Consider the following 13,170-nt stretch of genomic DNA (forward strand, 5'->3'; position numbering starts at 1 on the left):
GGCCTTGTTTTTCCGGCGATGAGGAGGCTGCCCTTGGTGTTAAAACTCGCACCCAGTGCGGCACATCAATTCCTCTGGCATGACTTCATCCGCAATTAGGAAGACTGCAAGACCTCAGTCCTTGGTTCGGCGCTTGACCCGCTTGAACCTGCAGGTGCTGGCGGTCACCATGCTGTTGACCTTTGCTTTGATCGCCACGGCCTCCTTGCTGGTGGCGCGCGAGTACCAAGCTCAATCGGCCAAGCATGACGCGCAATTGCTGGCCAACAATCTTGCGCCGATGCTGGTGTTTGAGGATGTCAGTGCAGCGCAGTTGGAGCTGACTGCTTTTGCCCGTCGTGGCGGCGTGCTGGAAGTACAGGTGTCGCGGCTTGATCATTCCACCTTTGCGCATTGGTTGGATGTGGGCCAGACCGACCACCATTTAGAGCGAGCACCGGTCGACTTGGCCGGAACTTCCGCTGTCGTGGAGATGCATCTGAGTTCTCTCGATGTCTGGGTGCCTATTCATCTCAAGGGCGAGTTGATAGGTTCGCTGACCGTGCACGAAAGCTTGAAGTCCTTGCAACACACCGTGCTTCGCATGGTCGGTGTGGCGGCCGTTTTTATCGGCTTGGCGATTTTGATCGCTGGGCGACTTTTGCGCTGGGTGCAAAAACGTGCCTTGGCGCCCATCGTGGAGCTTTCCAGGCTGGCAGAAAATATCGCGACCAGCCAAGACTTCAGCCAGCGCGCGCAGATCCATGGCGCCGATGAAGTCGGGCGTTTGAGCGAGCGCTTCAATCAGATGCTCAAGCGGGTCGAGATCAGCCAGACCGAGCTGAATCAGCGACTCCAACGCGAGCAAATTGCCGGCCAACAGTTCGAGCAACTCGCGCATCAAGACAGCCTGACCAAGCTGCCCAATCGCTTGTATTTCCAGTCAGCCTTGCAGCGGCATATCACTCACAGCTGCCAGAACGCCGTGCTGATGGCCTTGATGTTCATTGACCTGGATAGCTTCAAGCTGGTCAATGACAAGCATGGTCATGATGCCGGCGACGCCGTGCTGTGTGAGGTAGCCGCTCGCATGAGCCGGGTGCTGCGATCCGGTGATGTCGTGTGCCGCTTGGGCGGCGATGAGTTCGGATTGATTCTCCCGGTCGTGCCTGACGAGGCCGCCGCCGAGCAATTGGCGCTACGCTTGATCGCCGCGATCCGAGAGCCCATGGTGCTTGGTGGGCATTTGATGCCGATAGGCGCCACGGTGGGCTTGGCTTTTTGTCCCACCGATGAGGTCGAGGCTTCGCAGCTTTTGAGTGCGGCCGATGTGGCGATGTACGCGGCCAAGCGTGCCGGCAAGAACACTTTCAGAAGGGCGAACCATGCTGCTTCGAGCTAAATTGGCCGCAGCGGCCTTGCTGCTCTTGGCCATGGGCGCGTCATCCGCTGCATCTTCGGCCGCCCCTGCGCCTGCCGACCCGGATCAAGAAATGGGGCTGGAGGAACTCTTGCGTCAGCCCCTGAAAGAGGTGCCGCGGGATGTGGAGGTCAGTACCGCTTCACGCTTTACCCAAAGCGCGGCGCAGGCGCCCTCGACGACTTACGTCATCACCGCCAACGAAATTGCCCGTTTTGGCTTTCGCAACATCAGCGATATCTTGCGTGCACTGCCCGGGCTTTACACCACCAGTGACGGATTTTTTAGCTATGTCGGCGCACGCGGCCTGGGCCGCCCTGGCGACCTCAATACTCGCTTGTTGTTCTTGATCGACGGCATGCGAGTGAATGAAAACGTCTATGACGCGGCGCTGCTGGGAGGCGATTTTTTCCTCGATGCCGAATTGATCGAGCGGGTGGAGTTCACGCCCGGTCCGGGTTCGGCGCTGTATGGCAATAACGCCTTCCTCGGTGTGGTCAATGTGATGAGCAAGCGGGCCGACAAGCTCGGCGGGGCGGAGCTGCGTGCCAGCCGGGATTCACTGGGCCTGCAGCAGGCCAGGATCAGCCTCGGGCATCGCTCCGAAGCGGGTTGGGAAGGTTGGTTGGCAGCGAGCGAAGCCAGGCAAGACCACATCGCCTTGCCCTACGAAACGCCGCCCGAGGCCGTGAACGCGCAGCGCGAACTTCTTTGGACGAACAGCAAGCGGCTGTTTGGCAGTTTCAATGCGGGCGACTGGGCGTTTCGAGCGGGTTACAGCGAGGCCAAGCTTGGTGCGCCGAGCTACCGGGCCGAGAGCATGCCTGCCCAATTCGATCAGGCTTACATCCTCTCGGACAATAGCTTTGTAGCGCTGAACCATGAGCGCAGCCTGGGCCCGGACTGGGATTTGTTCGCCAGCGTCTCGGCTAAGCGCAGCAATTACCGGGATCGCTTTCCCTCTGTGGATCCGCAGTCTGGCCAGCAACGACTCTTCGGCACCACCTCGCGGGGCCGCTGGTCTAACTGGGATCTTAGACTGAGCACGCGGCGCTGGGCCGATCACCGCTTGATGGCTGGGCTGGAACTTCAAAACGATGCCGAGATGAGAATTCTCACCGGCTTGGAAGGCGAGCCGGCTTTGCAGGAGTTTTTTGGCGATAACCGACGGGTCGGCATATTTGTCCAGGATGAATGGCAAATCGCCGACAAGCAGCAACTGATTCTGGGCCTGCGCCGCGACAGCTCCAAGGTGGCCGACCCCAGCATCAACCCGCGATTGGCTTGGGTTTGGAGTGGCGTGAGCGATGCAACGCTGCGGCTGATGTACGGCAGTGCCTTTCGAGCCCCGAATCTGAATGAGTTTGCCTTGAATTCCTCATGGGAGGTGGCCCTGCCAAAACCTGAGCGGGTGCGAACCCTGGAGGCAGCCTGGGACCAAGCGCTGACTCCGCAGCTTCAGTACCGCGTGTCGGTCTTCGCTTCAAGGCTCTTGGATTTGATCGAACTGAATCAAGTCGATTTGCCGGTGTACGAGAACAGCCGGCCCTTGCGCAACTATGGCAGCGAGCTGGAGCTGGAGCGGCGCTGGGACCAGGGCGCGCGCTTGCGCATGGGCCTGTCTTTGCAGCGCAGCCGGGACGAGCAAGGTGCGGGCCTGAGCAACTCGCCTGCCGCCCTGTTCAAGTTGTTTTATAGCCAGCCCATTTGGGGCGACACCTTGCAACTGTCTTGGCAGTCATTCGCGATGAGCCAGCGCCAGACGGCGGCCCAAAGCCTGCCCGGCTATTGGCTGAATAACGTCAATTTGCTGTGGCGCCCCCGGCTGGACGTTGACCTGAGCCTGGGTTTTTACAACCTCGGCAATACCCGCGTGATTGACCGACCCCGGGTGGACCAGTCCGCCTCGCAGCAGCCGGGCCGCTCGGTGCAGCTTGCGCTGAGCTGGAGGTTTGGTTCATGAAGCGAGCGCGCCTGCTCAGCCGCCTCGCGGCCGCCTTGCTCGTTATGAGCGCGGTGTTGGGCGTCAGCGCAGCGCCGGCCTTGGATGATGCCCAGCTGCGCGCTGCTTTTATTTATCGCTTTGCGCAGTTCACGCAGTGGCCGCCGCCGCCGATGCGCGAATTCACTTATTGTGTGGCCGGCAATGCCGCCATGCAGGCTTCGCTGCAGGCACTAACGGCCAAAGCCCATGGCGAGGCCAGTAGCCGCCTGCGCGTGTTGACCGAGCCGCAACAAGCGGCGCAATGCCAGCTGCTGCTCTTGGGCTTCGATGAGCGGGCCGAGCTGCAGCGCTGGACGGCAGTGCTGGCCGCTGAGCCGGTCTTGGTGGTCGGCGACAGCGCTGAGGCCTTTCGCAATGGCGCGGTGATCGCGCTGGTGGCCGAACCCAACGGCCTGGCTTTTCGCATCAATCACACCGAGGCCAAGCGGCGCGGGCTGGTGCTGAGCTCGCAGATGCTCAAGCTGGCGCGCGAGGTGAAGTGAGGTGAGTGTCTAAAGGCGCAAGGCCTGGGCTTGTAGCGGCCAAGCCAGCGCTTGCTGGATGAACTGCGTCAGTGCGCCGGCGCTGCCCGTCGTCAGCAGAATTGGCGCCGCTGTGGTCGCCGCCAAGCCCAAGGCTTGCCATTGTTTGGCCGCTTGCTGCGCCACCGCCGATTCGATATTGAGCAGCTTGACTTGCTCGCCGAGCACCCGCTGCAAAGCCGGCTGCACCAAGGGGTAATGGGTGCAGCCCATCAAGACGGTGTCAACCTGGGCATCGACCAAGGGCTGGCACAGCTGGGCGAGTAATTGATGCAAGGCCGGTGTTTCCAACTCTCCGCGCTCAATCAAGGCGACCAGGCCCGGGCAGGGCTGGCTGAAGACCTGTGCAGCCCCAGCGTGGCGGGCAATCAAATCGGCAAAGCGGGCGCTGGCAATCGTGGACGGCGTGGCCATCACACCGATGCGGCCGTTTCGACTGGCCGCCACCGCCGGCTTGATGCCGGGCTCGGTGCCAACGATGGGCATGTCCGGCCAGCGCTGCCTGAGCGCGCCAATCGCGTGCGCGGTGGCGGTATTGCAAGCCACCACCAAGACCCGCGCGCCTTGATCTATCAAGTGCTCGGCCAGGGTCAGGCTGCGTTGAATGATGTAGTCGGGTTCGCGCTGGCCATAGGGCGCATGTGCAGCGTCAGCCACATAAAGCATGGGCACTTCGGGCAGCAGGCGGTGCAGCTCGCGCAAGACGGTGAGGCCGCCGACGCCGGAGTCAAACACACCCAGGCAAGCCGGGTTGGAAGGAATGGTCGAGATCATTAAGTGCGGCAGTCTAGCTTTTGTCGCCGGGCAGCTCCGGCATAGTGGCTAGAATAGAACGATCGTGCTTTTTTACTGCTTTGCGGCAAAGAAGCTGCCGGGCTGCTGGGCCGCCCCCGTAGAATCTGGTTAACGTTAACGTCAATTAGTCTTGGAGTAATCGATGAAAGTCCTGGTCCCAGTCAAACGCGTGGTCGACTACAACGTCAAAGTGCGCGTCAAGAGCGACGGCAGCGGCGTGGATATCGCCAACGTGAAAATGTCGATGAACCCCTTTGATGAAATTGCCATCGAAGAAGCGGTGCGCCTGAAAGAGAAGGGCGTGGTCACCGAAGTGATCGCCGTGTCTTGCGGCGTCACGCAGTGCCAGGAAACCCTGCGCACGGCGATGGCCATCGGCGCCGACCGCGCCATCCTGATCGAGACCGATGCCGAGTTGCAGCCGCTGGCCGTCGCCAAGTTGCTGAAGGCCTTGGTCGACAAAGAGCAGCCCGGCCTGGTGATTCTGGGCAAGCAGGCGATCGATGACGACTGCAACCAGACCGGCCAGATGCTGGCCGCGCTGACCGGCATGCCGCAGGGCACGTTTGCCAGCAAGGTCGAGCTGACCGCGGATTCGGTCGCCGTGACGCGTGAAGTCGACGGTGGCCTGGAAACGGTCAAGCTGTCGCTGCCCGCCGTCATCACCACCGATTTGCGCCTGAATGAGCCGCGTTATGTGACGCTGCCCAACATCATGAAGGCTAAGAAGAAGCAGATGGACGTGATCAAGCCGGCCGATTTGGGTGTGGACGTCGCGCCGCGCATCAAGACCTTGAAGGTCGAGGAGCCGCCCAAGCGCAGCGCCGGCATCAAGGTGGCCGATGTGGCCGCCCTGGTCGACAAGCTGAAAAACGAAGCCAAGGTCATTGGCTAAACCTGATCAGAAGAATTCGGAGAACCTCAATGACTGCTCTCGTAATTGCTGAACACGACAACGCCCATATCAAGGGCGCGACCTTGAATACTGTCACCGCCGCTTTGGCGACCGGTGCCGACGTGCATGTGCTGGTGGCCGGCTTCAATGCCACCGCTGCCGCTGCAGCCGCTGCACAAATCGCCGGTGTGGCCAAGGTCTTGCATGCCGACGCCGCTGCGCTGGAAAACGGCCTTGCCGAGAACCTCGCTGCTCAAGTGCTGGCGATTGCGTCCGGCTACACCCACATCCTGTTCCCGGCCACCGCCTCGGGCAAGAACGTGGCGCCGCGCGTTGCCGCCTTGCTGGACATGGCTCAACTGTCCGACGTCACCAAGGTCATCAGCGCCGACACCTTCGAGCGCCCGATCTATGCCGGTAACGCGATCGCCACCGTGCAAAGCAGCGATGCGGTCAAGATCCTGACCGTGCGCACGACCGGCTTTGACGCGGCAGCCGCCACCGGTGGCAGCGCCGCCGTTGAAGTGGTTGCAGCCGCTGCCGACAGTGGCAAAAGCAGCTTCGCCGGCCGTGAAGTGACCAAGAACGACCGCCCCGAGCTGACGGCAGCCAAGGTGATCGTCTCCGGTGGCCGCGCTCTGGGCTCGAACGACAAGTTCATGGAAGTGCTGACACCTTTGGCCGACAAGCTCGGTGCCGCACTCGGTGCCTCGCGCGCCGCTGTGGATGCCGGATATGCCCCCAACGATTGGCAGGTCGGCCAGACCGGCAAGATCGTCGCTCCTCAGCTCTATATCGCTTGCGGCATCTCGGGTGCGATCCAGCATCTGGCCGGCATGAAGGACTCCAAGGTGATCGTCGCGATCAACAAGGATGCCGAAGCACCGATCTTCTCGGTCGCCGATTACGGCCTGGAAGCCGACCTGTTCGTGGCTGTGCCGGAACTGGTCAAGTCGCTTTGATTTCACGCGTTTGACAAACAAGCCTGAAGGCGCCCGACTGCATGGTCGCGGCGCCTTTTTTTGATTCGGAGACTAGAAAATGACTTATCGCGCCCCCGTTAAAGACCTGATGTTCAATATGCAGGCGCTGGCCGACCTGCCCGCCCTGAACAAAATTCCCGCCTTTGCCGACTTTGACCTCGACACCGCGCAGGCCGTGCTGGAGGAATGCGCGAAGCTGTGCGAAGACGTGATCGCCCCGCTGAACTGGGAAGGCGACAAGAACCCGTCCTTCTGGAAAGACGGCCAGGTTTTCACCACACCCGGTTTCAAAGAAGCGTTCAAGCAGTTTGCCGAAGGCGGCTGGCAAGGCCTGCAGCACCCGGACGAGTTTGGCGGCCAGGGCCTGCCCAAGACCATTGGTGCGGCCTGCGGCGAGATGATCAATAGCGCTAACGTCAGCTTTGCGCTGTGTCCGCTCTTGACCGACGGCGCGATCGAAGCCTTGCTGACCGCTGGGTCCGAAGAGCAAAAGAACATCTTCATCCCCAAGCTGGTCGATGGCAGCTGGACCGGCACGATGAATCTGACCGAGCCGCAAGCCGGCTCCGACTTGGCGCAGGTGCGCACCCGCGCCGAGCCGCAGGCAGACGGCACTTACAAGATCTTCGGCACCAAGATCTTCATCACCTATGGTGAGCACGATATGGCCGAGAACATCGTCCATCTGGTGCTGGCCCGCGTGGTCGGCGCGCCCGAAGGCGTCAAGGGCATCAGCTTGTTCCTGGTGCCCAAGTTCATGGTCAATGCGGATGGTTCATTGGGCGCGCGCAACGACGCGCATTGCGTGTCGATCGAGCACAAGATGGGCATCAAGGCCAGCCCGACTGCCGTGCTGCAGTTTGGCGACCATGGCGGTGCTATTGGAACGCTTATTGGCGAGGAAAACCGTGGCCTTGAGTACATGTTCATCATGATGAACGCGGCCCGTTTCGGCGTTGGCGTACAGGGCATTGCGGTGGCCGAGCGCTCCTACCAAAAGGCAGCGAGTTTCGCCCGTGACCGTGTGCAGTCGCGCCCGGTTGATGGCTCCACCGCAGCCGGTGGTGGCGCTGCGCCCATCTTGCACCACCCAGATGTGCGCCGCATGTTGATGACGATGCGAGCCTTGACCGAAGGTTGCCGGGCGATGTCCAGCGTGGCGGCCAGCGCCTATGACACCGCCCATCACCACGCCGATGCGGCGATCGCCAAGCAGGCGCAGACCTTCTATGAATTCCTGGTGCCGCTCGTCAAGGGCTATAGCACCGAGATGAGCTTGGAGGTCACCGACCTGGGCGTGCAAGTGCATGGCGGCATGGGCTTTATCGAGGAGACCGGCGCGGCGCAACATTACCGCGACGCCAAGATCCTGACCATTTACGAAGGCACGACCGCCATTCAGGCGAACGACCTGGTCGGCCGCAAAACCGGCCGTGATGGCGGCGCTTTCGCCCGCTCGGTGGCCGGCCTGGTCGAGGCGACCGAGGCACAGCTGGCCGCGCGCGACAGCGCCGCCGCGCGCTCGGTGCTCAAGCGCTTGTCGGCTGCTCGTCTGGCTTATCTGGATGTGGTGGACTTCATCGCGGCCAATTCACGCAGCAATCCGAACGCGGCTTACGCCGGCTCGGTGCCTTATCTGATGTTGGCCGGCAATCTGGTCGCCGGCTGGCAATTGGCGCGCTCGCTGATGGTGGCCGAGGATCATTTGGCGGCGGGCGAAGACGTCGCCTTCATGTCCGCCAAGATCGCCACCGCGCGCTTCTATGCCGAACACATCCTGAGCCGCGCCGGCGGCTTGCGTGATGCCATCGTCGAGGGCGCCGACAGCGTCACCGCGATGTCGCTTGAAGCTTTCTGAACGGAGAAATTCTCAATGTCCTTGCCCCCGATTCTGCAAAACCTGCCGCTGCCCATCATCGGCTCGCCACTGTTCATCATCAGCAACCCCAAACTGGTGATTGCCCAGTGCAAGGCCGGCGTGGTCGGCTCGATGCCGGCGCTGAATGCCCGCCCGGCCGAGCTGCTCGACGAGTGGTTGAACGAGATCACCACCGAACTGGCCGCCTACAACCTGGCCAACCCGGACAAGCCGGCCGCCCCGTTTGCGATCAACCAGATCGTGCACAAAAGTAATGACCGGCTTGAACATGACATGGCGGTCTGCGCCAAGTACAAGGTGCCCATCATCATCACCTCGCTGGGCGCGCGTGAAGACGTCAACCAAGCGGTTCACGCCTGGGGCGGCATCGTGCTGCACGACATCATCAACAACAAGTTCGCTAAGAAGGCGATCGAAAAAGGCGCCGATGGCCTGATCGCGGTGGCGGCCGGTGCCGGCGGCCATGCCGGCGTGAAAAGCCCGTTCGCGCTGATCCAGGAAATCCGTGAATGGTTCGACGGCCCAGTCGCCTTGTCGGGCTCGATTGCCACAGGCGATGCGGTGTTAGCGGCCCAAGCGATGGGGGCGGACTTCGCTTACATCGGCTCGGCCTTTATCGCCACCGATGAAGCGCGCGCGGCCGACGCCTACAAGCAGATGATTGTGGACAGCAATAGCGATGACATCGTTTACAGCAATCTGTTCACCGGCGTGCACGGCAACTACCTGCGTGGCTCCATCGTCAATGCCGGCATGGACCCGGATCATCTGCCCGAGAGTGACCCAAGCGCGATGAACTTCGGCGGTAGCTCCGCCAAGGCCTGGAAAGAAATCTGGGGCTGCGGCCAAGGCATTGGCGCGGTGCGTGAGGTGTTGCCGGCCGGCCAGCTGGTTGCGCGTCTGGCGGCCGAGTATCAGGCCGCCAGGGCGCGTTTAGCTTTGGGCTGATCAGGTCTTGAGGTGCAGGTTGACGCGGTCCAGCACCTGCTCGGGCGCGTCGGCCTCCAGGTCGGTCTCATTGTTGAGATGTCGGTTCATGCGCTCAACATCCAGGTCGCCGGTCCATTTCGCGACCACCAGGGTGGCCACGCCGTTACCGATCAAATTGGTCAGCGCACGTGCCTCGCTCATGAAGCGGTCAATGCCCAGGATCAAAGCCAGTCCCGCGACCGGGATGCCGCCGACGGCGCTGAGCGTGGCGGCCAGCACGATGAAGCCGCTGCCGGTCACGCCAGCTGCGCCCTTGGAGGTCAACAGCAGCACGGCCAACAGGGTCAGTTGTTGCGTCAGCGTCATCGGCGTGTTGGTGGCCTGAGCGATGAAGACCGCTGCCATGGTCAGGTAGATCGAGGTGCCGTCCAGATTGAAGGAATAGCCGGTCGGGATCACCAGGCCGACAGTGGACTTCTTGGCGCCGAGGTTTTCCATCTTGGCCATCATGCGCGGCAGCACCGACTCGGATGAAGAGGTGCCCAGCACGATCAGCAGTTCTTCCTTGATGTAGCGGATGAATTTGAAGATCGAGAAACCATGCGCGCGTGCGATGCTGCCCAGCACGATGACGATGAACAGCAGGCAGGTCAGGTAGAAGCTGCCCATCAGCTTGGCCAGCTGCAGCAGCGAGCCCAGACCGTATTTGCCGATGGTGAAGGCCATTGCGCCGAACGCGCCGATCGGGGCTAGCTTCATGATGTAGCCGACGATCACGAACAGCACATGCGAGCTTTTCTCGATCAGGTCGAACACCATGGTGCCGCGGCCGCCAAAGCGGTGCAGAGCAAAGCCGAACAGCAGCGCGATCAAGAGCACTTGCAGCATCTCGCCCTTGGCGAAGGCATCGACCACGGTGGTGGGGATGATGGCGAGCAAGAACTCGGTGGTGGTCTGCATCTTGCCGGGCGCGGTGTAGGCGGCAATGCTCTTGGTGTCCAGCGCAGCCGGGTCCACATTCATACCAGCGCCGGGTTGCAGCACATTCACCACCACAAGGCCAATCACCAGCGCCAGGCTGGAGACGATCTCAAAGTAAAGCAAGGCCAATCCGCCGGTCTTGCCGACCTTCTTCATGTCCTCCATGCCGGCGATGCCGACCACCACGGTGCAGAAGATGATGGGCGCGATGATCATCTTGATCAGCTTGATGAAGCCGTCGCCGAGCGGCTTCATCGCCGCACCACTCTCCGGGTAGAAGTGGCCCAGCAACACGCCCAAGATGATGGCCGTGATGACCTGGGCGTAGAGTGATTTGTAAATGGGTGGTCTGGTTTGCACGATGGACTCTCCGATGTCGACTGTGCGGCATCTTGCGTCCGGCGTGCTGGTCTGGATATGAGGGGATTTACATACAGGGCAACAGCCGGCGAATTTCAGCCCAGCCGGTATTTGGCCATCAAGCCGGTTCGCTTCGCTGGCTCAAAATTGATGCGCACCGGGTCGCGGCCGACCACGGCCAAGAGCCGCTCATCCATCACCCGAAACCACAGCGGCGGGATGTAGGCGATGCTGAACATGCCGAAGTAGCCGCTGGGCAGTTGCGGCAAATTTTCAAAGTGGCGCAGCGATTGATAACGGCGCAGCGGGTGGGCATGGTGGTCTGAATGACGCTGCAAATGGAATACCGCCCAGTTGGAAAATATGTGATTGCTGTTCCAGGAGTGATGCGGCTGGCAGGGCTCGTAGCGGCCATTGGCAAGTTTTTGGCGCAGTAGCCCGTAATGCTCGATGTAATTCGCTGAACTCAGCTGGAAATTGGCCCAGAAGGCGGTGGCCAGGATGAAAGGCAGCACTTGTGGCCCCAGCCAGCCTGTCAAGGCGCCCCAGAGTGCCAAGGTAATCAGTGCCGGCTGCAAGATCTCGTTGTGCAGCGACCAGACCGGCAGATTCGCCTTGCGCAGACGCTCGCTCTCTAGGGTCCAGGCGCGTTTGAAGGCGCCGGGCATTTCGCGCAGCACGAAGCTATAAATCGACTCGCCCATGCGCGAGGAAGCCGGGTCCAGCGGCGTGGCTACATCCCGGTGATGCCCGCGGTTATGTTCGATATAGAAATGACCATAGGCAGTGGTGGACAGCACCAGCTTGGCCAGCCAGCGCTCTAGCTTGGTTTGCTTGTGGCCCAGCTCATGGCCCAGGTTGATGCAAAAGCCGCCGACCGAACCGGTGATGATCACCATTGCGAGCATGCCGTGCCAAGGTAGGTCGTGTGTAGCCACGAACCAGACGCAGAAGGTGAAGGCCAGCCAAAGAATTGGCACCAGCGCATAGGTGATGCGGCGATAGAATAGGTCGGCGTCCAGCGCCGGCACAGCAGACTCGGGCGGGTTGCTGCGATCGCTGCCCAGGAGCCAGTCGATCAGCGGCACCACGCCGTAAAGAAAGGCCACCGGCAGCCACAGCAGGCGCGCGTCGCCGCTCCACAGCAGCAGGGCCGGCCCCAAGGTGACCGAGGCCGGCACCAGCAGGCTCATCAGCCAGGCATAACGTTTACGGTCCACATAAGGGCTGGCGGGCGGCGTTGAGGCCGGGTCTCCTTGCATGAGGTCGGGCACGCTGAGGGTCATGGTCTGTCTCCTGTTGTTTGTGTCAGTGTGGCCGGCTCGCCCCCGTGCAAACACCGTGGCAAGTGGCAAGTGATCGTCCTAAAGTGACAAACAATGAGCCCACAGCCGAACCCCATCCAAGCAGCCAAGGTGCATCCGACCTATGCGCGGCTGTTATGCATGTTGCTGCGCGGCTTGGGGGCGGACATGGAGCTGGCTTTGGCCGAGGCCGGTTTGAGCTGGGAGGGGCTTGCGACCGAAGAGAAGATGCTGGACTTTGCTGTCGTGCAGCTGTTGGCGCAAGCGGCAATTGCATCCAGTGGCCGACCTTGGCTGGGCATCGAGTTGGGGCAGATGGCGCATATCTCGACCCATGGCGGCGTGGGCTCGGCGGTGGTGGCAAGCCGCGACTTGCGCCAGGCGCTGGCCACGGTGGCCCGCTTCTCCAGTCTGCGCAATGATTTGCTGCGTTTTGAATTGACCGAGCACCCGGAAGGCGCCGTGCTGCGTGCGCATGAAAGTGCCAACCTCGGCGCCGCGCGCGGCTTTGTGCTCGACATGGTGTTCGGCACTGCGCTGCGTTTGATGGAGACCGTGGTGGGCCACCGCCTGCGCGGGCTGCGCGTCGAGCTGCCTTTTGCGCCTCCGGTCTGGTGCGATCGATACGAGCGTTTGGTCGAAGGCGGTGCCCTGGTGTTCGACGCGCCTTCGCTGGCCTTTCACCTCGATGCGGCCATGCTGGAGGCGCCATGCATCACGGCGAATGCACGCGCCTTCGAGGCGGCGCGCGAAGACTGCGAGCGCGAGCTGGCACTGACGGCAGGAGGCATAGGCCCCTGGTCGCAGCGCCTGCGTCAGCTCCTGCTGCAGCGGCGCGCGCCGGAGCCCTATCCCACGGCGCTGGCCTTGGCCGAGGCTTGCCATGTTTCGGTGCGCACGCTGATACGCCGTTTGCGCGCCGAAGGCAGCAGCTACCAGGCCTTGCTGGACGGCGTGCGGCAGGAGCAGGCGCTTTGGCAGCTGCGACACACCCAGAACTCGGTCGAAGAAATTGCCGCCCAGCTCGGCTTTGAAGACACATCCAACTTCAGCCGTACCGTGCGACGCTGGTTCGGGCAGACGCCGTCCGGCCTGCGCGAGCGCTTGCGGGCCTGAAC

The 13,170-nt window shown here is 61.9% G+C and carries 11 protein-coding genes; 8 read left to right on the plus strand and 3 right to left on the minus strand.

The genetic code is table 11. From position 1 onward, the window contains the following. Positions 1-133: 133 nt before the first annotated feature. Genes LNV08_RS01575 through LNV08_RS01585 form a run of 3 tightly spaced genes read left to right on the plus strand, consistent with a single transcriptional unit; the run spans position 134 to position 3,886 of the window. A complete protein-coding gene (locus tag LNV08_RS01575) occupies positions 134-1,381 on the plus strand; it encodes a diguanylate cyclase domain-containing protein (RefSeq protein WP_263531896.1) in 1,248 nt (415 codons plus the stop codon). Further along, positions 1,365-3,362, plus strand: a complete 1,998-nt coding sequence (locus LNV08_RS01580; protein WP_263531897.1) for a TonB-dependent receptor plug domain-containing protein — start codon at positions 1,365-1,367, stop codon at positions 3,360-3,362. Before LNV08_RS01575 ends, LNV08_RS01580 begins: the two co-directional genes overlap by 17 nt. Continuing rightward, on the plus strand, positions 3,359-3,886 hold the full coding sequence (locus LNV08_RS01585) for a YfiR family protein (protein ID WP_263531898.1): 528 nt from the start codon (positions 3,359-3,361) through the stop codon (positions 3,884-3,886). Before LNV08_RS01580 ends, LNV08_RS01585 begins: the two co-directional genes overlap by 4 nt. A 9-nt stretch (positions 3,887-3,895) precedes the next feature. Here the strand turns inward: LNV08_RS01585 and murI are convergent, their stop codons facing one another. Beyond that, positions 3,896-4,699 (minus strand): glutamate racemase, encoded by an 804-nt coding sequence (gene murI, locus LNV08_RS01590; protein WP_263531899.1) that lies wholly within the window; start codon positions 4,697-4,699, stop codon positions 3,896-3,898. Positions 4,700-4,862: 163 nt separating this feature from the next. Here murI and LNV08_RS01595 point away from each other — a divergent pair, with 163 nt between their 5' ends. From LNV08_RS01595 to LNV08_RS01610, 4 genes are all read left to right on the plus strand, one after another. Then, positions 4,863-5,615 carry an electron transfer flavoprotein subunit beta/FixA family protein gene (locus LNV08_RS01595; protein WP_263531900.1) on the plus strand — a complete coding sequence of 251 codons (753 nt, stop codon included), beginning with the start codon at positions 4,863-4,865 and terminating at the stop codon, positions 5,613-5,615. A gap of 29 nt (positions 5,616-5,644) precedes the next feature. Continuing rightward, positions 5,645-6,577 carry an electron transfer flavoprotein subunit alpha/FixB family protein gene (locus tag LNV08_RS01600; protein WP_263531901.1) on the plus strand — a complete coding sequence of 311 codons (933 nt, stop codon included), beginning with the start codon at positions 5,645-5,647 and terminating at the stop codon, positions 6,575-6,577. Between the two features lie 79 nt (positions 6,578-6,656). Beyond that, on the plus strand, positions 6,657-8,456 hold the full coding sequence (locus LNV08_RS01605; RefSeq protein ID WP_263531902.1) for an acyl-CoA dehydrogenase: 1,800 nt from the start codon (positions 6,657-6,659) through the stop codon (positions 8,454-8,456). A 15-nt stretch (positions 8,457-8,471) separates the two neighbouring features. Further along, positions 8,472-9,425, plus strand: coding sequence for an NAD(P)H-dependent flavin oxidoreductase (locus LNV08_RS01610; RefSeq protein WP_263531903.1), 954 nt, complete (start codon positions 8,472-8,474; stop codon positions 9,423-9,425). Here LNV08_RS01610 and LNV08_RS01615 read toward each other — a convergent pair whose 3' ends face one another. Beyond that, entirely contained in the window at positions 9,426-10,751 is a 1,326-nt protein-coding gene (locus tag LNV08_RS01615) for a dicarboxylate/amino acid:cation symporter (protein WP_414858675.1), read from the minus strand. A gap of 92 nt (positions 10,752-10,843) precedes the next feature. Further along, positions 10,844-12,034, minus strand: a complete 1,191-nt coding sequence (locus LNV08_RS01620) for an alkane 1-monooxygenase (RefSeq protein ID WP_263531905.1) — start codon at positions 12,032-12,034, stop codon at positions 10,844-10,846. A 93-nt stretch (positions 12,035-12,127) separates the two neighbouring features. Here LNV08_RS01620 and LNV08_RS01625 point away from each other — a divergent pair, with 93 nt between their 5' ends. After that, positions 12,128-13,168, plus strand: coding sequence for an AraC family transcriptional regulator (locus tag LNV08_RS01625; protein WP_263531906.1), 1,041 nt, complete (start codon positions 12,128-12,130; stop codon positions 13,166-13,168). The last annotated feature ends 2 nt before the right edge of the window (positions 13,169-13,170 follow it).

Source organism: Paucibacter sp. TC2R-5, from assembly GCF_025717605.1.
Classification (GTDB): Bacteria; Pseudomonadota; Gammaproteobacteria; order Burkholderiales; family Burkholderiaceae_C; genus Paucibacter_A; species Paucibacter_A albus.

What these genes read in the sequence shown, in the direction of transcription:
- LNV08_RS01585 (WP_263531898.1), top strand. Translation starts at nt 3,359, where the DNA reads ATGAAGCGAGCGCGCCTGCTCAGCCGCCTCGCGGCCGCCTTGCTCGTT.
- LNV08_RS01620 (WP_263531905.1), bottom strand. Translation starts at nt 12,034, where the DNA reads ATGACCCTCAGCGTGCCCGACCTCATGCAAGGAGACCCGGCCTCAACG.
- LNV08_RS01595 (WP_263531900.1), top strand. Translation starts at nt 4,863, where the DNA reads ATGAAAGTCCTGGTCCCAGTCAAACGCGTGGTCGACTACAACGTCAAA.
- LNV08_RS01605 (WP_263531902.1), top strand. Translation starts at nt 6,657, where the DNA reads ATGACTTATCGCGCCCCCGTTAAAGACCTGATGTTCAATATGCAGGCG.
- murI (WP_263531899.1), bottom strand. Translation starts at nt 4,699, where the DNA reads ATGATCTCGACCATTCCTTCCAACCCGGCTTGCCTGGGTGTGTTTGAC.
- LNV08_RS01625 (WP_263531906.1), top strand. Translation starts at nt 12,128, where the DNA reads ATGAGCCCACAGCCGAACCCCATCCAAGCAGCCAAGGTGCATCCGACC.
- LNV08_RS01600 (WP_263531901.1), top strand. Translation starts at nt 5,645, where the DNA reads ATGACTGCTCTCGTAATTGCTGAACACGACAACGCCCATATCAAGGGC.
- LNV08_RS01610 (WP_263531903.1), top strand. Translation starts at nt 8,472, where the DNA reads ATGTCCTTGCCCCCGATTCTGCAAAACCTGCCGCTGCCCATCATCGGC.
- LNV08_RS01580 (WP_263531897.1), top strand. Translation starts at nt 1,365, where the DNA reads ATGCTGCTTCGAGCTAAATTGGCCGCAGCGGCCTTGCTGCTCTTGGCC.